General features: G+C 36.0%; 17 protein-coding genes and 1 other RNA gene. 4 read left to right on the top strand and 14 right to left on the bottom strand.

The features are described 5' to 3' along the window. Positions 1–41: 41 nt before the first annotated feature. The 3 genes from BMY21_RS16000 to BMY21_RS02090 all read left to right on the top strand — a co-directional run bounded on the left by BMY21_RS16000 (position 42) and on the right by BMY21_RS02090 (position 1,173). Complete coding sequence (locus BMY21_RS16000) at positions 42–425, top strand: hypothetical protein (protein WP_143064144.1); 384 nt, start codon at positions 42–44, stop codon at positions 423–425. Beyond that, the gene (locus BMY21_RS16115) at positions 338–670 is read left to right on the top strand and encodes a transposase domain-containing protein (RefSeq protein WP_083379637.1); all 333 of its coding nucleotides are present in this window, start codon (positions 338–340) and stop codon (positions 668–670) included. The genes BMY21_RS16000 and BMY21_RS16115 overlap by 88 nt, the downstream gene beginning before the upstream one ends. A gap of 167 nt (positions 671–837) precedes the next feature. Beyond that, positions 838–1,173 (top strand): hypothetical protein, encoded by a 336-nt coding sequence (locus BMY21_RS02090; RefSeq protein ID WP_074640418.1) that lies wholly within the window; start codon positions 838–840, stop codon positions 1,171–1,173. Between the two features lie 21 nt (positions 1,174–1,194). Here BMY21_RS02090 and BMY21_RS02085 read toward each other — a convergent pair whose 3' ends face one another. The 4 genes from BMY21_RS02085 to BMY21_RS02070 all read right to left on the bottom strand — a co-directional run bounded on the left by BMY21_RS02085 (position 1,195) and on the right by BMY21_RS02070 (position 7,309). After that, positions 1,195–1,407, bottom strand: coding sequence for a SlyX family protein (locus BMY21_RS02085; protein ID WP_074640416.1), 213 nt, complete (start codon positions 1,405–1,407; stop codon positions 1,195–1,197). A gap of 11 nt (positions 1,408–1,418) precedes the next feature. Beyond that, positions 1,419–2,291 carry a 2-oxo acid dehydrogenase subunit E2 gene (locus tag BMY21_RS02080; protein WP_074640414.1) on the bottom strand — a complete coding sequence of 291 codons (873 nt, stop codon included), beginning with the start codon at positions 2,289–2,291 and terminating at the stop codon, positions 1,419–1,421. A gap of 133 nt (positions 2,292–2,424) precedes the next feature. After that, the gene (locus BMY21_RS02075; protein ID WP_074640412.1) at positions 2,425–6,891 is read right to left on the bottom strand and encodes a leucine-rich repeat domain-containing protein; all 4,467 of its coding nucleotides are present in this window, start codon (positions 6,889–6,891) and stop codon (positions 2,425–2,427) included. Between the two features lie 16 nt (positions 6,892–6,907). Beyond that, positions 6,908–7,309: a hypothetical protein gene (locus BMY21_RS02070; protein WP_143064143.1), complete on the bottom strand. Its 402-nt coding sequence runs from the start codon at positions 7,307–7,309 to the stop codon at positions 6,908–6,910. Positions 7,310–7,470: 161 nt separating this feature from the next. Here BMY21_RS02070 and BMY21_RS02065 point away from each other — a divergent pair, with 161 nt between their 5' ends. Continuing rightward, complete coding sequence (locus tag BMY21_RS02065; RefSeq protein WP_074640408.1) at positions 7,471–8,799, top strand: endo-1,4-beta-xylanase; 1,329 nt, start codon at positions 7,471–7,473, stop codon at positions 8,797–8,799. A 12-nt stretch (positions 8,800–8,811) separates the two neighbouring features. Here BMY21_RS02065 and rodA read toward each other — a convergent pair whose 3' ends face one another. The 10 genes from rodA to dnaG form a co-directional block, all read right to left on the bottom strand. Next, positions 8,812–10,125, bottom strand: coding sequence for a rod shape-determining protein RodA (gene rodA, locus BMY21_RS02060; RefSeq protein WP_074640406.1), 1,314 nt, complete (start codon positions 10,123–10,125; stop codon positions 8,812–8,814). 11 nt (positions 10,126–10,136) lie between these two features. Continuing rightward, entirely contained in the window at positions 10,137–12,020 is a 1,884-nt protein-coding gene (mrdA, locus tag BMY21_RS02055; protein WP_074640404.1) for a penicillin-binding protein 2, read from the bottom strand. Continuing rightward, positions 12,013–12,537: a rod shape-determining protein MreD gene (mreD, locus tag BMY21_RS02050; RefSeq protein WP_074640402.1), complete on the bottom strand. Its 525-nt coding sequence runs from the start codon at positions 12,535–12,537 to the stop codon at positions 12,013–12,015. The genes mrdA and mreD overlap by 8 nt, the downstream gene beginning before the upstream one ends. 5 nt (positions 12,538–12,542) lie before the next feature. Continuing rightward, positions 12,543–13,418: a rod shape-determining protein MreC gene (mreC, locus tag BMY21_RS02045; RefSeq protein ID WP_074640401.1), complete on the bottom strand. Its 876-nt coding sequence runs from the start codon at positions 13,416–13,418 to the stop codon at positions 12,543–12,545. Positions 13,419–13,444: 26 nt separating this feature from the next. Then, positions 13,445–14,482: a rod shape-determining protein gene (locus BMY21_RS02040; RefSeq protein ID WP_074640399.1), complete on the bottom strand. Its 1,038-nt coding sequence runs from the start codon at positions 14,480–14,482 to the stop codon at positions 13,445–13,447. Between the two features lie 30 nt (positions 14,483–14,512). Beyond that, a complete protein-coding gene (locus BMY21_RS02035) occupies positions 14,513–15,469 on the bottom strand; it encodes a tetratricopeptide repeat protein (RefSeq protein ID WP_074640397.1) in 957 nt (318 codons plus the stop codon). Between the two features lie 21 nt (positions 15,470–15,490). Then, positions 15,491–15,903, bottom strand: an RNA gene (gene rnpB / locus BMY21_RS02030) — RNase P RNA component class A. A gap of 28 nt (positions 15,904–15,931) precedes the next feature. Next, entirely contained in the window at positions 15,932–16,903 is a 972-nt protein-coding gene (locus BMY21_RS02025) for a zinc ribbon domain-containing protein (protein ID WP_074640396.1), read from the bottom strand. A 130-nt stretch (positions 16,904–17,033) separates the two neighbouring features. Then, the gene (gene rpoD / locus BMY21_RS02020) at positions 17,034–18,893 is read right to left on the bottom strand and encodes an RNA polymerase sigma factor RpoD (protein ID WP_074640898.1); all 1,860 of its coding nucleotides are present in this window, start codon (positions 18,891–18,893) and stop codon (positions 17,034–17,036) included. Between the two features lie 11 nt (positions 18,894–18,904). Further along, a complete protein-coding gene (gene dnaG / locus BMY21_RS02015) occupies positions 18,905–20,722 on the bottom strand; it encodes a DNA primase (protein WP_083379636.1) in 1,818 nt (605 codons plus the stop codon). Positions 20,723–20,725 lie beyond the last annotated feature (3 nt).

Genomic DNA, 20,725 nt, shown 5'->3' with positions numbered 1-20,725 from the left:
TCCTCTTTTTAAAAGTTTTTAAATATGTTACCCTTTAAACCGTGGGAAATAAAAAGGGGATTACATTAGAAGAAGCTCTCAAAATGCTGGAAGCAGCAAACTCAATCATTCAGAGTCAGCAGAAAGAAATCTCAGACCAGCAGTTGAAAATTGATGCACAGAGTAGTGTAATTCACTCAAAAGACCTTCAGATTAGACAGCAGGAAGTCGAACTCAAACAGAACCAGATTGAAATAGAAAAGAAAAATCTGGAAATCCTTCAGTTACAGGAAAAACTTGCTACACAATTAAGATACAGATTCTGTGCCCGTTCAGAAAAAGCTGAGCTGAAAGATCAATCAAACCATTTGTACTTGGACGCAAGAACTGGCTGTTTGCCGGATCAGAAGATGGAGCCCGTTCAAGTTGTCTCTTGTTTACATTGATTGAATGTGCTAAAATTCATAACGTAAATCCAGAAGATTATCTTCGTTGTATTTTTGAACAAGCCGCTGATACTGATGGCTGGACTGAAGATGACTGGAAAAATTTGTTACCTTGGAACATAAAAATCACCACATTTGTTCCACAAGGTGTCTGGATAGCTCCCCAAGGGGGCCCAAAATTTGACGGACACCTTATATTTTTGCCAACCTTTACTTTCTATAATGTATATTCTGTCTACTTATAATATACTTTTAATATTGGGTAAGCGTCAATTTTCCGCCCTATTAGGCCACTAAGACCTTCAAGTCATCATTGACAACTTTTGTTTTTTCAATGCCAATCCTTGGCACTCTTGTATTATATAATAAAAGCCATAAAGTAACAAAACTATCCAATCAGGAGGCTTCTATTATGGAAAGTGTAATCACTGTTTTAATCTTTTTGGCTGTTATCAGTTTATCAATCTATCTGACTCATTATTCTGCAGATACTTCTTCTTCAAATATCTTTGACAAGATACTGACCTTCTGTCTGCCGTTTATTTCAACTCTGGTAATCGGCATTGCAGTAATAAATAAGTTCATTTATTTACCGATCGTTATTACAGCAGCACTCATCGCCGGTGTTGTAAGCCTCCTGGTCAGCTGGAGTGCTGAAAAGAAAGAAAAAGAAGCAAAACAGAAGAAAAACCGCCTGTTTATTTTTAATATTTATATGTTTCAAGACAACATGCGCAGCGCAGTATAGCTTTTCGAAATAATGAAAACATTAATAATGCGGCGGCTTTCGATTAGGAATATCTCCTTCCATGGAATTAGACATTTCACGGATTCTGTCCGCCATTAGTTTTGTTTCCTTCTGGAGTTTATCAATTGTTTTAGCCTGTTCAACAGCAACGTTCTGAATCTGATTTACAAAGTCTTCCATGTAGGCAAGTTTCATTTCGATTGCTGTTAAACGTTCATCAGTTTCTTTTTCCATAATCGTTATCCCTAAGCTATAAATCCTTCAATTATCTCTTTGGATGCAAAGAATTCATCAAGTTTCTTCATAAAAGGAACAATATCTCCAAAATCCAGAGAACGATGATCGAATGCAATTGTAAAGGTGATGATACTCTTTGAGTCTGTTTTTTTAATTGAACTTAAAGCAATAGCTACAACCTGAGGAGGAACAATCTCCAGTAATGTACATTCACCGTTCCATTCTTTATAAATAGAGCCGAGATTTGAAACTGTGATTGTCCCCTGCTCTAAATCATATGCTGTTAATTTTTGAGACTTATCTATCTTTTTATATGCAAGGCGTTGTTTCAATGGTATACGTTTTATTCTATATGGTCCTATTTTTGTGCCAATCAGTCTACGCAAAGCTGATAATATTTTTAATTTCTTAAGTCCCTTTAAGGTATCTTTTACCGCTACAGACATTAACGCTTCATCTATGATTGTATTTTCTGACTTTCTTCGAATCTCATTTACATAATCTCTTATCTGTTCCATAGATTTAGATTCAAGATTATGAAGATTTACAGTAATCATTCTGTCATTAAGTACAAATGGCATGGAAATGTCGATATTGTTTTTATTAACAGTTGATCCAGAAATCAAAAAAGAATTATAGTGCACATGAGAATTGAGTTTTGGACAGACTTTTAAGGCTTCTGAAATGATTTTTAATAAGGCTGTATTTAATGAAATCTTTTGTTCTTTTGATTTTTCAAGATTATATTCTTTTAAAATCTGTAAAAGATTTCCGACATCTGCATTATAAGTAACACCTGCATGCGGAATTGTTTTCCAGCTTTCCAGCGTAACGTTTGAAATGACTATTCGCGATAAACTAAACTTTTCTGATTTTTCCATTTTTTTAAATTTTTTATGTTATATTTATTTTATAGCATTAAATTGTATTATGCAATTAACTTTTAAGAAGTTATATACAAAAAATCTCCTCGAATTGAGGAGATTTTTTTGTATTAATCTTAATGATTATATATTATTTTTTAAATAGATAATAGTCATTCCATTCTTTTATTAGTTTTTGCGCCATTTCTTGTGAATCAGAAACATCAATTTTATCTTCAGAAATAAATTCTGAATAATAACTGTACTCGTTTTTATACCAATTTTCAGTATCCTTAAATGTTACTTGCTTTAAATTTTCACAATTACTAAATGAACGACTAGATATTTTTTTTACTCCAGAACCAATTGTAACAGATTCAAGACTATGAGAACCATAGAATGAATCACTTTCCAATTCTTTAACACTATCAGGAATAATTATAGATGTTAATCCAGAATATTCAAATGCACTTCTCTTTATTACTTCTAATTTAGAATTTTCCTGAAAGTTTATTGTATTAATATTTCTTGCTTCCCTGAACATACTTTCAGAAATTTCAACTACATTTGAACCTATTGTTAAAGTACAGCCTCCTGTTGAAGATGTTTTTCCTGCTTCCTTAAACATATCACCAGGATAACTTGTATTTTTACTAAGTTTTGATGGTAAATAAATGATTTCTGATAATCCAGTACATCCATAAAAAGGAGAATCCAATATTTCTTCTACACTTTCAGGAATTGTAATAGAAGTAAGTCCTGTACATTTATAAAAAATATAGTTATTGATTGTTTTCAGAGTAGATGGCAAAGAAACAGATGTTATATCTTTACAACCAGAATAAGCTCCAGCAGGAGTTGTAAGTGTACCTTCTGGGAACGCTACTGAAGTTACTTTATTTCCTTGAAAATATAAGGAAGCTCCATTACAACATGGTGAGGACTTCTCATCTTTGAATGAAATTTCTTCCCACTCAACTTTTGATCCAAGATAATATACATTTTCAAGTGCATCACATTCTCCGAAGGCTCTACTTCCAAATTTTATAATAGATTTAGGAATTGTTATTTCTTTAAGAGAAATAATCCCATAAAAGGCGCTATCTCCTATTTCTTTACAAATACAATTGTCTGGGAAATTAACACACGTGATTTTTATTGAATAATTTTTTGAATATGATTCCGAGAAAATCTCATCAGGAATTTCTATAACTTTATCTCCTATATTTACAGTTACACCTTCAGTGTTGTGACCAACATTATAGAATAAACGAGAACTGCCAAAAATTTTCGAGGAAATGGAATTATAATTCAGCTGAGTAACATTTATACAATTCCAGAAAGTGTATTTACCAAGTTTTGTAATTCCTTCTGGAATTGTAATTTTTGTAATACTTTTTACACCTGCATATGTTGCATTTGGCATTTCTGTTATATCAGTATCAAATGTTACTTCTGTATAAAGTTCTCCATTTATATAAAGATTTGCACCAGCATAACAAGGATTTGAATTTTCCTTCTCAAAAGTTATTTCCTGCCATTGTCTTTGTGTACCAGGATATTTTACTTCGTTAATTGTATGTCCGTAAAAGGCATTTTCTCTAATTTCTGAAATACCAGTTCCTTCAAAAACTACAGTTTTTATGCAAGCGTTATAAAATAATTTTTCCGGAATAACTTTGACATTTGGTCCAATGTTTAGTACAAGTCCTTTTTCATAATATTGTCCAGCATTTGAGAAACCTTCATTTTTGTGATTACTGTCTGTTATGTTTGCATTAAAATTGATTTCTTCCAGATAAGATCCCCAAGATGATGAACGACTATCTCCACTAAAAGCAGCAGAATTAATTTTTTCTACACTTTCTGGAATTGTAATCTTCTTTAGTGAAGTTAAATAATAAAATGCCTGTTTTCCTATTTCTTTACATTTAGAATTATCTTCAAATGTAAGTTCAGTAATATCAGCACTTGATTGACAAAAGAAATAATCTGGAACTTTAGTAACATTTTTTCCTATTACAAGTTTTACACCATTTGGAGATTTTGTTCCCATATCAAGAAAACATCTGGAATATTCAGTAGTGAAATTGATACTAGCACTAGGATTATAATCAAGCTCTTCAACATAATAAGCATAGTCTATAAAATATTTAGGTATTAAAGTTACATTTTCTGGTATAACAACTTTTTTCAAGCTCTTACAACCACTGAAGGCATGTTGTTGAATTGATAAATCTGTTATTTCATCAGAAAAATCAAGCGTTTCTACTAATTCATTTTTATTAACATATAAATTAGCTTCACCATAATACAAAGGATTTGAACTCTCTGTATAGAATTCTATTTTGGTATACCAGTCTTCAAGACTTCCTTCATAGTATACGTTTTCCAAAGCAGTATCAGAAAATACATAAGACTGTAATGTAGTTATACTTTTGGGAAGTGTAATAGATTTTAATTTAGAAAGCGAGGATAAAGCTGATCTACCAATTTCAGAACATACAGAATTATCCTTAAAAACAAGTTTGTTTAAGTTAAAATCGCTGTTATTATAGTAAGATTGAAATAGGTATGCTGGAATTCTTTTTACTTTATTTCCAATATTTACAGTTATACCATCACTACTTCCAATAGTTTTTCCAAAAATATATGAATAGGAAGAAATATCCTTACAGTTTATTGCATTAAAATTAATTGTTTTTAAATTAGGAATTCTATAAGAACTACTAATTGATTTTATATCTATTGATTCAACAGCTTCCCCTATAGTTATGGATGTAATACTTTTTATATTCTGTATAGCATAAGGATTAATAATACAATCTTTATCATCTAAATATACATCGGTAAGAAGTACATTATTCAAATATAAATTAGACCCATCCGTTGTATTGCAATTTATTTTACTGGAACCTGAATATCCGGAAGTATAATTTGTATTACAAAAATTAAGCCAGTCAGTAAGATTTCCAAAAAAATAAATATTCTCGATATTTGTTTTATCAAAAGGAGAATAACCGAGTGAAATATCATTTTTTGTAATTTTTACAGTTTTGAGATTTTTACATCCATAAAAAGCACTACTTCCTACATTTTCAAGGTTTCCGCCTAGAGTTATTTCTTCAATTGCTGCAACTTTTTCAAACGCAGATTCTCCAATTTTTTTCAGGGCTGAGTTTTCTGGGAAATTAATCTTTTTTATACAATCATTTCCATCAAAGTACACGAAATATGATGGTATTTCTTCAACTCCAGCTCCAATATTTATTATTACACCACCAATATCAGACTCACAACCAGTTTTATCATTAAGCCATCTCCAATAACTACTACTATTCTGATAATGCTTTACATTAAAGTTTATTTCTTTTAAGTATTTACAATCGCTAAATGCAGAAGAATAAAGATTTGTAATATTTTCCGGAATCGAAATTGCAGTCAGATTATTTAAATTACTAAAAGTGTCATCAATTCTTGTTAATTCTGTACAAGCATCTAAATCAAGACTAACATTTACTGTTGAATTCTTTTTAAGACACTTTCCTATTTTATCAATTTCTGGATTTAAATCAGTAATATGAACAATTATTTCAGTATTATAAAAATCAGTAATATATTCTTCCAATTCCGATACTGTACATGTAAGTTCATTACCCCACTTTGGATATAAGACATAATCTGTTTGCTCTGAAGGTAGAATTTCTGTTACAGGTTCACCTGTACAGTCTCTATTTAAATACCAGCCCAAAAATTGAAGAGCTGTATTCAGATTGTCTTTTGCAGGTAAAATAATTGGATCAGTATCAAATCTTGTATAAGATGCTTTGAATACATATCCTTCTTCAAATGAATAATGACCAGCAGCGAAAGTAATGTTATAAATTTGATTTACTGCAGTAATTGTAAATACACCTTTGCTGATTACACTATCACAAACAGTAGCTACTGTTCTATAATCGTTTAATTTATTTCCATCTTTATCATACAAAACTGCATCAATATAATAAGTTCCAGAAGGAACGTCCTGTGCATTAAAAACGGATACTCCATTATTTACAGTTGTTTCTATTTTTTCAAATCCAGAAAGTATTAAGCCGTTATAAAAATCTTTTAGTAAATATATTACTTTTTCAACTTCATTTGGAACATTTAAATTAAATTGAATACTTCCTTTACCTTCTTTTGTATCCAATTTTTCCATTTTTAATTCAAAAGAAACTGAATTTGCCCCATTTTTTATTGTAGTTGTAATTGAATCAGAATAAACAGTTTCATATCTTTGGGCGGTTAAACTTAAAGTCCATACTCCTTCAGTTACCTCAAACTTGGTTTTGCATAAGTCATTATATGAATTGAAGGTTCCAAAATCTTTTTCTTCTCCATCATCAAGACTGCCTTTTAATACATATACATTAAAAGAATCATTTTTATATTCAGGTAGAACAGATCTACTAGAATTATTATTTACAACAAAGTAAGTTGAATTATCTGTTATTTCATTGTCTGAAATTTTATTATATTCATCATTATATGAATTTTGACAAGATGAAAAAAATAGTACTACAATCAAAAAGTAAATTACATTTTTATAAAATTTAATTGAAAAGTTTTTCATTTTTTACTCCGTTTTCTTAATTTATAGTTATAATCATTTCAGCAGAATATACTATACCGTTATAAATGCCTGTAACAATTAAATTATAGACACCTTTTTTTAAAGAATTAATATTAATTACAGTCTGACTTCCTGTTTCAGAAAGTTCCTTTCCGTCAAATGACCATGTTAGCTCATTAAATGGAATTGAACTTTCTACTGTTATTGTTAATTCTGTTTTTTCTGTATTTAATGAAGAATTAAGAGTAAAATCCTGTATATTACTTACTGATACTTCTATTTTGTTAGATTTATTTTCAGGTAATGGAATACTTGAGCTACACGCTGTAAAAAAAACGAATAATATAAATACACAATAATGAAATTTTTTCACGTTTTCTACCTCATATATTTTTTCAAACTTTATCAAATTATACATTTTTTACAATATAAATGTCAAAGAATCACAAATTATAATTTTGTTATATTTATTGATTTTGTTAATTAAATTTTTAGAAAAATTCCCCTATTTTATGAACATAAAAAAAGCCTTATGTTAAAATTGAAAAGGAAATTCAACAAATAATAAGGAGTAATATTATGAAAAAGAACAAAATAACTCTTTTATGTATGATTTTTGTTTTTGTTATGACTGTTAATTGTACATTCGCCGCATCTAATTCTACCGTAACTTCAAAAGACTGGCTTGATCCATCCGTTCCATCTTTCAGCAAAACTTATGAAAAGTATTTTGAACATGTTGGTTTTGCAGTTGAATACGGTAACTTTGGTAATGGCTGGGGAACAAAACAGGAACTTTATTATGATGAAGTTCAGAAAGGTCTTGCAAAGCATGCAAACCAGATTACTATGGGAAACGAGTTTAAGCCTCAGTTTGTAATGGCATGGTGGGGAAATAAACCAACTGTTTCCGGCTCTTTTACAGCATCTAACGGTGTAACAATAAAAACTCCGGTTCTTAATGGACTTCAGCGTATTGATGATATTCTTGCAATCTGTAAGAAAAATAATCTTAAAATGAGAGGTCATACTCTTGGATGGCATTCTCAGACAGAAGATGGATTTTTCTGTAAAGATTATGATAAATCAAAAGCTTTAGTTAGCCGCGATGAAATGGAAGCACGCCTTGAATGGTATATCAAAACTGTTCTGGAACGTGTTGATAACTGGGAAAAGAAAAATAATAACGGACAGCATATTATCTGGGCATGGGATGTATTTAATGAAGCTACACCTGATGGAGGTTCAAGCTGGCTTAGAACTGATTCAAAATGGTATTCAGTTTATAAGAACGGAGACTTCCTTGTTGATGCTTTTAAGTATGCAAATAAATATGCTCCAAAAGATGTAAAGCTTGTTTATAACGATTACGGTGGAATCTACGGAACTTCTGTAAGCGATAAGCATGCTAAGCAGCTTCGTGTTGTTGATCTTATTCTTTCTCATAAAGATGATGCAACTCTCCCTACCCGACTTGATGCTATGGGACTTCAGTCTCATCACAGTGTTAAGAATTCTGCCGGAGCTGTAGAAAAAGAAATCACAGATTTCCTTGCAAAAGGTATTGATGTTCAGATTACAGAGCTTGATATTGGAACATGGAACAGCTATGACAAAGAAAAAGATATTGTTGGTGTCAGCGGAAAGCAGTTCAACAGTCTTTCTGATGCTTACAAGGCTTACTTCCAGGTTTATATCAAAAACCGTAAGACAGCTTCTAAACATGGTGTAGAAAGCATTACTGTATGGGGGCTTAATGATGAAAACACCTGGCTGAATATGGAATATCAGAAGAAATGGCTTGGTAACTGTAATCAGTTCCCGCTTCTGTTTACAAAGCCAAACAGCAACAAATGGGTTTATTATACTAAACCTGCATTCTATGCTGTTATTGAAGCTGCTAATTAATTCTGATTAAAACTACTTGAGTTCGGCCTTTCTGTAATTTACATTCATTACAAGGCCGATACAAGTCATTGCTGTAAGCAGTGATGAACCACCGTAAGAAAGGAACAGCAGCGGAATACCTGTAATCGGCATTATACCCATAACCATTCCTACGTTAATAAAGAAATGGAACGAGAACATTCCGAATATTCCGGCACATATGTACGAGCCGTAACGGTTTACGCATTTACGGATAATATAAAGAATCTTAAGAAGAATAATAAAGTATAATGAGAATACAAGCATTCCGCCAAGGAAGCCGAATTCCTCAGAAAGAATACTGAAAATAAAGTCTGTACTCTGCTGAGGAAGGAAGCGGTAATGGCTCTGAGTTCCCATCAAATATCCCTGACCAATTACACCACCCGCACCAATGGCAACCTTAGACTGAATGATGTTCCAGCCGGCGCCCAAAGGATCCTTATTAGGATTCATAAAGATGATTAAACGCTTAATCTGATAATCCTTTAACACCTTGCCAAGAATCATTGAGAAAATAAGTGCAAGTGCAATAATTGATGTAAAGTAGATAATCCAGTGAATATAACGCGGACCGTGAAGGTAACGGCGGATAACGTAACCCAAAAGTGTAATTACAACAAAGGCGAAAATCAAAATTGCTCTTAATCTAAAGTTTGTTAAAATCGTAATAACTGCAAGTGGATTTATTGCAATTTCTGCATTCCATACCGGAAGTATCGCAAAGAAAATCGTGAATACACCAAAGAGGAATATATAACCGATATATCTGATTGGAACACCGGCAATAAAGCACATGATAAAGTAAATAGGAAGATATACAGAAGAAGTTCCGAGGTCCGGCTGTAAAAGGATGAGTCCCATAGGAAGAAGCAGAACTCCAGTTGCAAGGAAGAAACGCTTCAACTGATCTCCATTAGCAGTATCATCAAGAACACGAGCTAAATAAAGAATATAGAAAACCTTTCCAAACTCAGAAGGCTGAATACCAAATTCACCGATACCAATCCAGCTTTTTGCACCATTTACATAACGACCGAAAATTCTTGTATAAACCAGAAGAATAAGAAGTCCGATAAAACCGTAAATAGAAAGAGATTCTGTTCTTCTGTAATCATAGATTGTAATTCCAATCATAATCACAAAACCAATTGCAGCCCAGATAATCTGCTTTATATATTCGTTTGTTACACGAACTCCTTCGGAGTTAATACTTGAAGAATAAATGAACATTACTCCAAGAGCTACAAGAGTTAATACAACAAGAATCAGAAGATAATCGAACATTGAAAAAAACTTATTCTTCATACTAACCTCTCCTATTCCTGTCTTCCGCGGTTATTTGTAAGATAAGAGAAGCCAAGTGCCTTTGTAGCTTCTTCACAATTCTGATGTGCAAAGATTCCCTGAATGATGATATTTGTACAGTATGGAGCCCACCATTCCCATTTGTTGCAGGCTTCTACGATTGTTGCAACACAAATACGATCCTCTGGAGGTGCATCATAAGGAGCATAAGCAACAAGCCAAGAGTGCCAGCTCTGTTCATCTTTTCTGTTTGGATTACTGTATGGTTCAACTTCTGCAGTACCTGTTTTACAGGCAATCTGAACAATCTTATTATGCATAGGATACTGAGGTGTACCGTCTGTAACAGTATAGCGCATTGCTTCCTGAATCTGTTTCCATACATCTTTATCGATTGTTGATTCAGTAAGAACCTGTGGTCTTACCTCATCAATAACTTCACCTGTTACTGGATCACGAACTTCCTTAAGGAGATGAGGCTTATAAATTACGCCTTCGTTAGAAACCATTGCAACCATATTAGCAAGCTGCAAAGGAGTAGCTTCCATATAGCCCTGTCCGATAGAACAAGACATTGTATCTCCACCAAGCCATTTTTCGTGATATTTCTTTTCCTTCCATTCAGCAGTTGGAACAAGACCAGAAACCTGACTAGGCAAATCTATCTGAGCACTCTTACCAAAACCAAACTCACGGGCATAAGAGGCAATCTTTTCAATACCAAGGTAATCACGGCCAACAGTCCAGTAATAAACGTCACAAGACTGAGCCATAGCGTTTTTCATATCAAGCCAGCCGTGTCCAGGCTCTTTTACGTGACAGTGGAACTTACGGCCACCATAAACCATCACACCCTTACATTCAATTTTCTTGCTGGCAGGAAAAGCATTTTCCTGAAGCATTGCGGCAGACATGATGATTTTGAAGGTAGAAGCCGGAGGATAAGAAACCTGAACGGCACGGTTCAAGAGAGGCTTTGAAGTATCATTCAAAAGCTTTGCATATTCGATTCCCGCATCATCCGAACTGAAGATATTTGAGTCGTAATACGGATAAGAAACCATTGCAAGAACTTCACCGGTAGCAGGCTTAAGAACAACTGAAGCACCAACTCTGTTTCCAAGAGCTTCTTCTACAAGCTTTTGTGTATCACTGTCAATTGTGAGAACAAGGCTCTTACCCATTTCCGGCGGCTCAACAATTGGTGTATCAGAAATAATTCGACCATGAACATCAACGGTAGACATTTCGCGGCCTTCCTTACCCTGAAGCAGTGAATCATACTGCTTTTCAATACCAGTCTTACCAACAATACTTGTTTTCTTGTAACCCTGGTTATAAAGAACAGTCATTTCGTCCTGGTTGATATCACCAACATAACCTACAATATGAGAAAGAGATCCTGTATGCTGATAGTTTCTGATTGGTTTAGAAACCCAGGAAACACCAGGAAGATCAATTTTATTTTCTGCAATATTAGAAATAACTGTAAAAGGCACGTTTGATTTTACCTGTACGGTAGAATATGAACGGCGCATATTTTTTGGAATCTTTTTATCAATATCTGTTTTACTGATTCCTAAATACTGTGCAAGTTTTAGAATTACAGTATCGTAACGGTCCTTAGGAATTTCACCGGGAGTTACTTCAACAGCAAACGAATCTGTATTGATTACAATTGGAAGCAGCGCATTGCGGTCAAAGATTTCACCGCGCTGTGCTGAAATAACTGTAATCTGGCTTGAAATTCTCTGAGACTGCGAACGGTAATGCTCACCCTGTACAATCTGCATTGAGAACAGTCTGTATGCATAGCAGATAAAAAAAATGACAAGAATAATGAGAAGAATGAAGATTTTAGAACCTTTTGTTAATCTGTCTTCAGAATTAATCATTGTCTATACTGTCCTTAACAGAGCGTACTGCAAGTGATTTTCGGAAAAAGCTTAAAAACTTAAATACAAACGGTGCCAGAAGAACATTTTCAATAAATTCAAAAAGAAAATCGTATGAAATGATTCCGGCAATGTAGATGTGTACATTTGGAAACAGAAGTCCCAGAAGATTTACCATAAGAGTTTTAGCAATTGTTCCGATTCCGACACAGAGCATTGGAAGAATAAAACCAGAAATAATTACATTCTTGGCAAAGATTCCGCCAACATATCCGATTATGGTTCTGAATATGCAGTTAAAGCCGAAAGGAATACCGGTAATAAAATCCAGTAAGATTCCGGAAATAAAGCCTGTTGTTTCACCTACTATCTTTCCATTCAAAAGTGAAAAATAAATTGAACAGATTAATACAAGGTCTGGAACAATATATATGAATGTAATGTTTGACAGAATTGAAGATTCAAGAATAACGGCACATAAAAGTATGAATGTACTTACAAGAATTGATTTTGTCATACGCTCTACTCCTTATCTGCCTTTCGGTCGTTCAGTTCTTTCTGATTAACAACAACTACATTTTCGAGTCTTGCAAAATCAATAATCGGCACAAGCTCAATATTCAGCGATGAGTTATAATCAAGTGTAGTAATTTTTGTGATTGTACCTATTGCAATATCGCGCATGTAATTATCGTTTTCACCGGAAGTTACTACGATGTCTCCATAACTGAGTTCATCAACTACAGACTTTCGGATGTACTGCATAAGCAGCGGCTGATCCTGACTTCCAAGTCCATTTACAAGACCAAGGTCACGTGTATTCTGAATACGTGCTGAAACGATATTGTTGATATTGTAAATCGGCATAATCTGACTTGTAAAAGTTCCAACCTGAACAACCTTTCCTACAAGTCCCTGGTTACCATTCTGGAATGCAATAACCGGCATGTTCTTACGGATTCCGTTTACACTTCCCTTATCGATTGTAAGATATGTAAATGCATTATCAAGATCTCGGGCAATAATCTGTGCCGGGATATTTTTTTCATCTAAAGAAACTGCAAAGTCCAGCTGTTCCTTAAGACGTGCATTCTCCTTACGGATATCTGCATTGGAACGCTGCATTTCTTCATAGTTCTCAAGCTTAATTACTAAATCATTATAATCTTTTTTTAATTTACGGAGTTCTCCTACTGCATTAAAGGTATTCTTAAATCCACCTGCAACAAAGTGAACTCCCTTATCAAGTGAAGAAAAAACAGAAAAACCAATCTGCTTAAAGTTTAAGATAAATCCACCGGTATGGAATGCCAGAGACAAACCTCCGGCAAGCAGATATAGAACGAGGAGAAATTCTGCAAATTTAATTTTGAAAGAAAAATTCGGCTTTCTTCGCATAACCACCCACCCGGAGAAAGCTTGAATTAGTCGTTAAGACTGTCGTAAATTGTTCTTTCAGAATACATATCCTTGAACAGGCCGAATGCTTTACCAGCACCAAGAGCAACACATTCAAGAGGCTTTTCTACGAGAATAACAGGTACACCAGTTTCCTTTGAAACGAGCTTTGGAAGCTCGCGGAGCATAGAACCACCACCAGTCATTACGATACCACGTTCAATGATATCTGAAGCAAGCTCTGGAGGAGTTTCTGAAAGTACAGACTTAATTTCTTCAACAATCTTTGTTACAGGCTCTTTGAGAGCTTCGCGTACTTCAACGCTGTCGATTTCGAGACGGCGTGGAAGACCTGTAATAGCGTCAGTTCCCTTAAGCTCCATCTTTTCAATAGTCTTTTCTGGAGCGGCATTACCAATCTGAATCTTAAGACGTTCAGCAGCTGGCTGACCAATAATAAGGTTATGAACACTCTTTACGTGCTTTACGATTGCTTCGTCGAACTTGTCTCCACCAACACGGATTGAGTGAGTAACAACCATACCACCGAGGGAAATTACAGAGATTTCTGCGGTACCACCACCGATATCACAAATCATGTGTCCAGCTGGCTCAAAAATAGGAATATCTGCACCAATAGCAGCTGCACGGCTTTCTTCGATTACTTCAACTTCCTTAGCACCAGCCTTCATTGCAGCTTCAATAACTGCACGGCGTTCTACATCAGTTACGCAGGAAGGAATACCAATCTTCATTCTTACAGATTTGAAAAGCTGATGGCGTGGAATGATTTTAGAGATGAAGTATTTAATCATCTTTTCTGTACTATCTATATCGGCAATAACACCATCTGCAAGTGGACGGATAGCCATGATGTTTCCAGGAGTTTTATCAAGCATTCGCTTAGCTTCTGCACCAACGGCAACAATTCTTTTTGTTCCCTTCTCAACAGCGATTACTGAAGGTTCGTCAATAACAATTCCCTTGTCACGAACATAAATCAAGGTATTACAGGTTCCTAAATCAATACCAATATCTGTTGAAAAACTATCAAAAAAACCCATCTATTTCCTCCCGGTTCTCTTTTTTACAAATTAATTTTCTGACATTTTCTGCAGGGCTCCAGGGTGATTAACCTGAATCTTAAGGGCTTTACGCCACTCAGAACGAGCCTTCACAATATTACCCTGCTTCTCATATATTACACCAATTCCATAATGTGCGTCAGCAGAATTTTCGTTTTTTTTCAAAACATTCTCAAATTCTTCGAGCGCAGAATCATAATCTTCTTTATCTATATAAATAGAACCAAGAAGGTTTTGACTCTTTAGCACTATATCTTCATTATCGCTGTTTTTTATGATTCTGAATAGATATTGTTCAGAAGCATTTAATTGTTGTGCCTTATAATACTGTTCTGCAATTGCAAGAAGCAGTGAATCTGACTCACGCACAAGAAGAGCTTCAGTAAAGGCCGAAATACTTTCCATTGTCTGGCCAAGAGAAGCATAACTGAGTCCGAGATACTCTGCTATATCATCTGCTTCATAACCGTTTTCTTTTGCAAGAAGCAGATATTTTACAGCAAGATCGGCATAGTAATGTGTTGTAATTGTATTCTTAGAAAAATAAGCTCGTCCCAGCATATACTGAAGCTGAGGAATAAGATCTTTGTCTGCCTCATAAAGGGCAATTCGAATATTATTTATACATTCATCAAGATAGCTTTGTGCAAGCTGTGTATCTGTCTGAGCCTGAGCAAGGAAAAAGCAGGCATAGCTGTAATATGTTAATGCTGTATTATTGTAGGTGTTGTCCTGAAGAAAAATCTTGCTGAGCTCATACACTTTCTGATAGTCGTAAACGGCCCAGGCTTCTTTTATAGTTTTAATTGTGATTTTTCCAGACTGATATTTTTTGATTAAAAAAACGGCAGAAAAAGCGATTGCAGATACTACGATTATTACAACTGCAGTACGGATAATATTCCGCAGCAGGTGGCTTTTCTTTTTTGCGTAGCTGCTGTTTTCAATATTGTAATTCGCTTTCAATTCCCCACCACTTTATAAAAAAAAACAGATGGAACGGTAAGCCGGGTTCTGTTCTCCACTTTCCTGTAAAAACAGAAAAGCAGGCATAACCATCTATCCGCACTGAATGTTACCATTCAGCTCCAGCGATTTACCCGCAGTATAGCTCGGAATAACTTAACTGCTGCTTAATCTTGCTCCGAATGAGGTTTACAAGCGTCAGCCGTTACCGACATGACCGGTAGTCTCTTACACTGCCTTTTCACCCTTACTCGCTTTGCAGCGGGCGGTACAATTTCTGTTGCACTATCTGTCACGCACTGGGCTATGCAGAAAATCTACAGCTGCCAGATTGTGCCCGGTTGTTACCCGGCATTCTTTCCGAAGGAGCCCGGACTTTCTCTCACCGCCTTCCGTTATCATCAGCGAAAGGCAGCACGGTTATATTCCATCTGTATTAAAAACAAATTAAAGAATAAGAGGTTACTCTTCGTCCTCATCTTCATCTGAATCATCATCAGAATCGTCTTCATCATCTGAATCTTCAGCGTCTTCATCATCAACTTCGTCTTCGTCGTCGAACTCTGATCTTGACTCTTCGTCCTCATCCTCTGCGAACTCTGAATCTTCATCATCAAATTCATCATCAAGACCTGCAAGACTTCCAGCAGCTCCGATATCGAAGTAATCTTCCTGCTGATCTTCTGCTACCTCTTCGTAATAAAGGATACGGCTGCAGTATGGACAGAAGTTAATATCTTCACCTTCGCGAACTTCGTTTGCAAAGTTTGCAGGAAGGATCATATGACAACCTGAACAAACACCATTTCTTACAGAAACGATACCTTCAGAATTGCGCTGAATGATTCTCTGGAACTTGAAAAGGATTTCCTGAGCCTTAAGCTCTGCATTCTCTTCTGAAGAATAGATGTCATTGATATTCTTTGTTACCTTATCTTCTTCAACCTTAAGTCTTTTGAGCTTATCATCATAAGAAGAAAGCTCTTTATTAAGAGAATCACGGCTTGAGTTAAGCTCGCTTTCATTGAATTTAATTGATTCTTCTGTATTCTTAAGACGTTCGTTAAGCTCAGCAAGTTCTTTTTCTTCTTTCTGAAGATCCTTTCTTACCTGCTCTTCAAGTGCTTTAGCCTCGTTAATCTGCTTTTCGAGAGCTTCATACTCGCGGTGTGTAGTACTGTTTGCAACACCTTTTTCGCCTTCTTCGCGAGATTTTACAGCTTCATCAAGCTGAGTCTTAAGCTGAGTTACTTTTTCCTGAGTTTCATCATAGTTTGATTTCAACTCAATGAATTCTTTCTGTGTTTTTGCAAGCAGGTCTTCCTGATTGCTAAGCTGTTTAGGAGCGTCGTTCTTCTTTCCTTCAAGCTCGTATTTCTGTACGAGAATCTCCTGCAAAGATTTCAGATTCTCAAAAACTTCTGTTGTTACCATCTCAAGGTTCCTTATTTAAAATATCTAGTAATAATATAATTTTTTGCCTTTTTAGTCTATATAAGGGATTGCTTCGTCGCAAGCTCCTCGCAATGACGTCATTGCGAACGAAGCGAAGCAATCCATTTCGTTAGGTCTCAATGTAATCACGCAGACCATTTGCACGGCGTGGGTGACGAAGTCTTCTCAAAGCCTTAGCCTCAATCTGACGGATACGTTCACGAGTTACGTCGAAGTAAAGACCAACTTCCTCGAGTGTAAGTGAATAACCGTCTTCCAGACCGAAACGCATCTTAAGAACTTCCTGCTCACGTGGTGGCAGTGTATTAAGAACAGTTCTGAGCTGTTCCTGAAGCAATGTAAATGCAGTCTGTGTTGCTGGATTTTCAACTTCCTTATCCTCGATGAAGTCTCCGAGAATTGAGTCTTCTTCCTCACCGATTGGAGTTTCAAGAGAAATTGGTTCGCGGGCAACATTCTTAACCTGCTTTACGCGTGCCAATGGCCAGCCAAGCTGCTGTGCAATCTCGTCATCAGTTGGTTCGCGGCCAAGTTTCTGCATAAGCTGACGGCTTTCGCGAACAACCTTGTTAATCTGTTCAATCATATGAACAGGAACACGGATAGTACGTGCCTGGTCAGAGATAGAACGTGTAATTGCCTGACGGATCCACCATGTAGCATATGTAGAGAACTTGAATCCCTTGCGGTATTCAAATTTTTCTACGGCTTTAATAAGACCGATGTTTCCTTCCTGAACAAGGTCAAAGAAGTGAAGACCACGGTTTGTATATTTTTTAGCAATAGATACAACGAGACGAAGGTTTGCGTTGATAAGACGGTTTTTAGCCTTCTCCATCATCAGGCGGCCGTACTCAATATCTTTAGCCATTTTCAAGATGATTTCAACGTCATTTTCGAATTCGTACTCGAGGCGATGAAGCTTACGTTCGATTTTCTGAATCTGAGTGTAAATCTCGCGGATTTCATCAGCACTCATATTGAGTTCCTGCTCAAGCTTTGCAGCCTGTGAGCGGATAGAAATCTTACGTCCAAGACTTCGAAGTTCTGAAGGGTTCGAAATGCGAAGTTCCTTCATCTTCTTTTCCTGCTTCTGATGATATTCTTCAATCTTGATTGTTGCTTCACGATATTTCTGAGTAAACTTCTCAAGTTCTTCAGTCTGAATATCTACCTTCTGAAGTTCAGGAATTATTTTTTTACGGAGTTCAACAAGCTGTTCGTTTTCAAAAATTGCACTAGACTGCTCTGCTTCAAAAAGCTGTTTTTTAAGAGCCATGTACTGCTTCATTTCAGGAAGAACAGGTTTAATGTGCTCTCCATAGAAGCTCTTAAGACGGCGCTTGTCTGCCATTTCTTCATTGATTTCTTTACGGGTTTTGCCAGGCTCATGGATGTCGATTCTTGTAAAGGCTTTCTGTGCAATTGCAAAGAACTCTGGAATCATAATTCCTGAATTCTTAATTACATCTTTAATAATGTTATTTCCCTGCTCCATTGTCTTAGAAAGCTCAACTTCCTGCTCTGCAGTAAGAAGGTTTTCTTTACCAATTTCACGGAGGTAGAGTCGGATTGGGTCATCTACACTGGAATCTTTATCGCTGTTTACAAGGCGATTTTTAGATGCAGCAAGCTTCTTTTCAGCCTGCTCAATTTCAGCAGTTTCATCATCTGTTGAAATATCATCATCGTCGTCCTGAAGCATGATGCCATCATCATCTTCGTCGTCTACAAGTTCATCTTCAGGAACATCATCTGCACCGATAATGTCAGTTTCAACAGGCTCACGATTGATATCTTTAAGCTGTTTAAGAACAGGCTCCATCAATTCATCAGAATTAACAAATTCCTGTCCAAGATATTCAATTACATCGTCCCATGTAATGAACCGTTTTTGTTTTGCAAACTCAATAAGTTTTGCAATCGCAGGGTTGCCAACCAAGAGGGCTTCACTGCTTTTTTCGTCCATAGAAGTATTCACTACTTTTTCCCTAAGCTCTGTACTTGCTTATCTAGCTCAAATTTTTCAGCAAGAAGTGCATTCAGCTGATTCTGATCTTCTTGAGTTACTACGGTATATTCTTTTATTCTTTGCAATAATTTATTTCGCTGGGCATCAAGTTTATTTCTTTTTATATAATTTACCGTGTCAGCAACTATGACACTTACCTTTTCACTCTGATAAACCCCGGACGAAATTGATCCAGTTATAAACTGCACCAGATTTTCATCATCGCAACGGTTAAGGATATCCCTTATAGTAAAGACATTCTCAGCAAAGCATTCTTCCAATACCCTGTATAACCTTCTGGCAGCTGGATTCGTAAAATCTTGTTCAGTTAGCTTAGAGCGCAGAACCTCATATTGGTTCAGGTCGGCGGTAACAGCAATTAATCCTCTCAATTCTGCATCGAGCTTAATTTGTGTTCCTTGTTCTGTTTGATTATTATTTTGCCGGATGTATGCGCGTTCGCGGGCTTGACTTCGATTGTTAAAATCCCTTTTTACAGCCTCCGGTTTCAGATTGAATGCCTGGCACAACTGTTCCAGACATGATTCTTTTTGAATATCAGACTGAAGTGCATCCACATACTGGAAAAACTCGAGGGCAGCCTTAGCTTTTCCCTCAGGTGTGTCCATAGGGTATTTTTCACCTAGTCTAAATATCAAATAATCACTATCTAATATAGCATTTTTGACCTGAGCAGTCAAGTTCTCCGCTCCGAAATTCAACATAATCTCGGCAGGGTCTTTTCCACCCTTCAATCTGATGATTTTTACAGTAAGGTCGTGTTCGCGGCAAAGCTTTATCGCCTTCCACGTTGCCTCCTGGCCCGCGCCATCCGAATCAAACGAAAGATAAACCGTACCACCGGCAACAAAACCCGAAATCATTTTTATATGATCTTCTGTAAGCGCCGTTCCAAGAGTTGCAACAGCGTAATCAAGCCCGCACTGGTGGTATGCAATAACGTCCATATTTCCTTCGCAGAAAATAATGGATTTTTTTTCACGGATAGCGTTTTTAGCAAAACTGAAACCGAACAGAGTTTCGCGTTTTTTGAATTGGGGAAGATCTCCGGAGTTCAGATATTTTCTCTGAGATTCATCTGCCGGCGGAATTACACGGCCGCCAAAAGCAACTACCTGCCCTCGCCTGTTAAAAATCGGGAACATAAGACGGTCTGAGAAAAATGAATATTCAGGATATTTCTGGCTGAAAAGCCCGGATTTTCCAAGGAACTCCGCACTGAAATTCTTTCCACGCAAAAACTTAAAGAGCCACTTACGGTCCGCCGGCGCATACCCCAGCTTAAACTTTTCGATAGTCTCTTTTGTAAGTCCGCGTTTTGTTACATATTCCAGAGCCTTCTGCCCCTGAGGAGTTTCCATCAGAAAATAATGGAACATAGAAGCTGTTCTTTCATAAAGTTCTATGAACTTTTCAGTCTCATCTATTTTTGAACGGTTCTGTTCGGGATTATAACCGTTCTGATACTTAACCGGGATTCCACTCTTCTTTGCAAGGCTTTCAATTGCATCTGCATAAGAAAGTTTTTCCATTTCCATGATAAAGGAAATAACGTTACCACCCTTATGACAGCCAAAACAGTGATAAAATCTTTTATCACCATCAACATGGAAAGAAGCTGTTTTTTCACCATGAAACGGACAGCAGCCCCACCAGTCATTTCCTCCGCGGCGTTCAAGTTTTGTATATTCACCGACAGTAGTTATAATGTCTGTTGTATTGAGAACTGCATCTATTGTTTCGTTGGAAATATATCCGCCGGCCACAAA

The organism is Treponema bryantii, assembly GCF_900111035.1.
Lineage (GTDB): Bacteria > Spirochaetota > Spirochaetia > Treponematales > Treponemataceae > Treponema_D > Treponema_D bryantii_C.
This window is presented reverse-complemented; position numbering and strand designations above follow the sequence as displayed.

What these genes read in the sequence shown, in the direction of transcription:
- BMY21_RS02090 (WP_074640418.1), top strand. Translation starts at nt 838, where the DNA reads ATGGAAAGTGTAATCACTGTTTTAATCTTTTTGGCTGTTATCAGTTTA.
- BMY21_RS02085 (WP_074640416.1), bottom strand. Translation starts at nt 1,407, where the DNA reads ATGGAAAAAGAAACTGATGAACGTTTAACAGCAATCGAAATGAAACTT.
- BMY21_RS02080 (WP_074640414.1), bottom strand. Translation starts at nt 2,291, where the DNA reads ATGGAAAAATCAGAAAAGTTTAGTTTATCGCGAATAGTCATTTCAAAC.
- BMY21_RS02075 (WP_074640412.1), bottom strand. Translation starts at nt 6,891, where the DNA reads ATGAAAAACTTTTCAATTAAATTTTATAAAAATGTAATTTACTTTTTG.
- BMY21_RS02070 (WP_143064143.1), bottom strand. Translation starts at nt 7,309, where the DNA reads ATGTATAATTTGATAAAGTTTGAAAAAATATATGAGGTAGAAAACGTG.
- BMY21_RS02065 (WP_074640408.1), top strand. Translation starts at nt 7,471, where the DNA reads ATGAAAAAGAACAAAATAACTCTTTTATGTATGATTTTTGTTTTTGTT.
- rodA (WP_074640406.1), bottom strand. Translation starts at nt 10,125, where the DNA reads ATGAAGAATAAGTTTTTTTCAATGTTCGATTATCTTCTGATTCTTGTT.
- mrdA (WP_074640404.1), bottom strand. Translation starts at nt 12,020, where the DNA reads ATGATTAATTCTGAAGACAGATTAACAAAAGGTTCTAAAATCTTCATT.
- mreD (WP_074640402.1), bottom strand. Translation starts at nt 12,537, where the DNA reads ATGACAAAATCAATTCTTGTAAGTACATTCATACTTTTATGTGCCGTT.
- mreC (WP_074640401.1), bottom strand. Translation starts at nt 13,418, where the DNA reads ATGCGAAGAAAGCCGAATTTTTCTTTCAAAATTAAATTTGCAGAATTT.
- BMY21_RS02040 (WP_074640399.1), bottom strand. Translation starts at nt 14,482, where the DNA reads ATGGGTTTTTTTGATAGTTTTTCAACAGATATTGGTATTGATTTAGGA.
- BMY21_RS02025 (WP_074640396.1), bottom strand. Translation starts at nt 16,903, where the DNA reads ATGGTAACAACAGAAGTTTTTGAGAATCTGAAATCTTTGCAGGAGATT.
- rpoD (WP_074640898.1), bottom strand. Translation starts at nt 18,893, where the DNA reads ATGGACGAAAAAAGCAGTGAAGCCCTCTTGGTTGGCAACCCTGCGATT.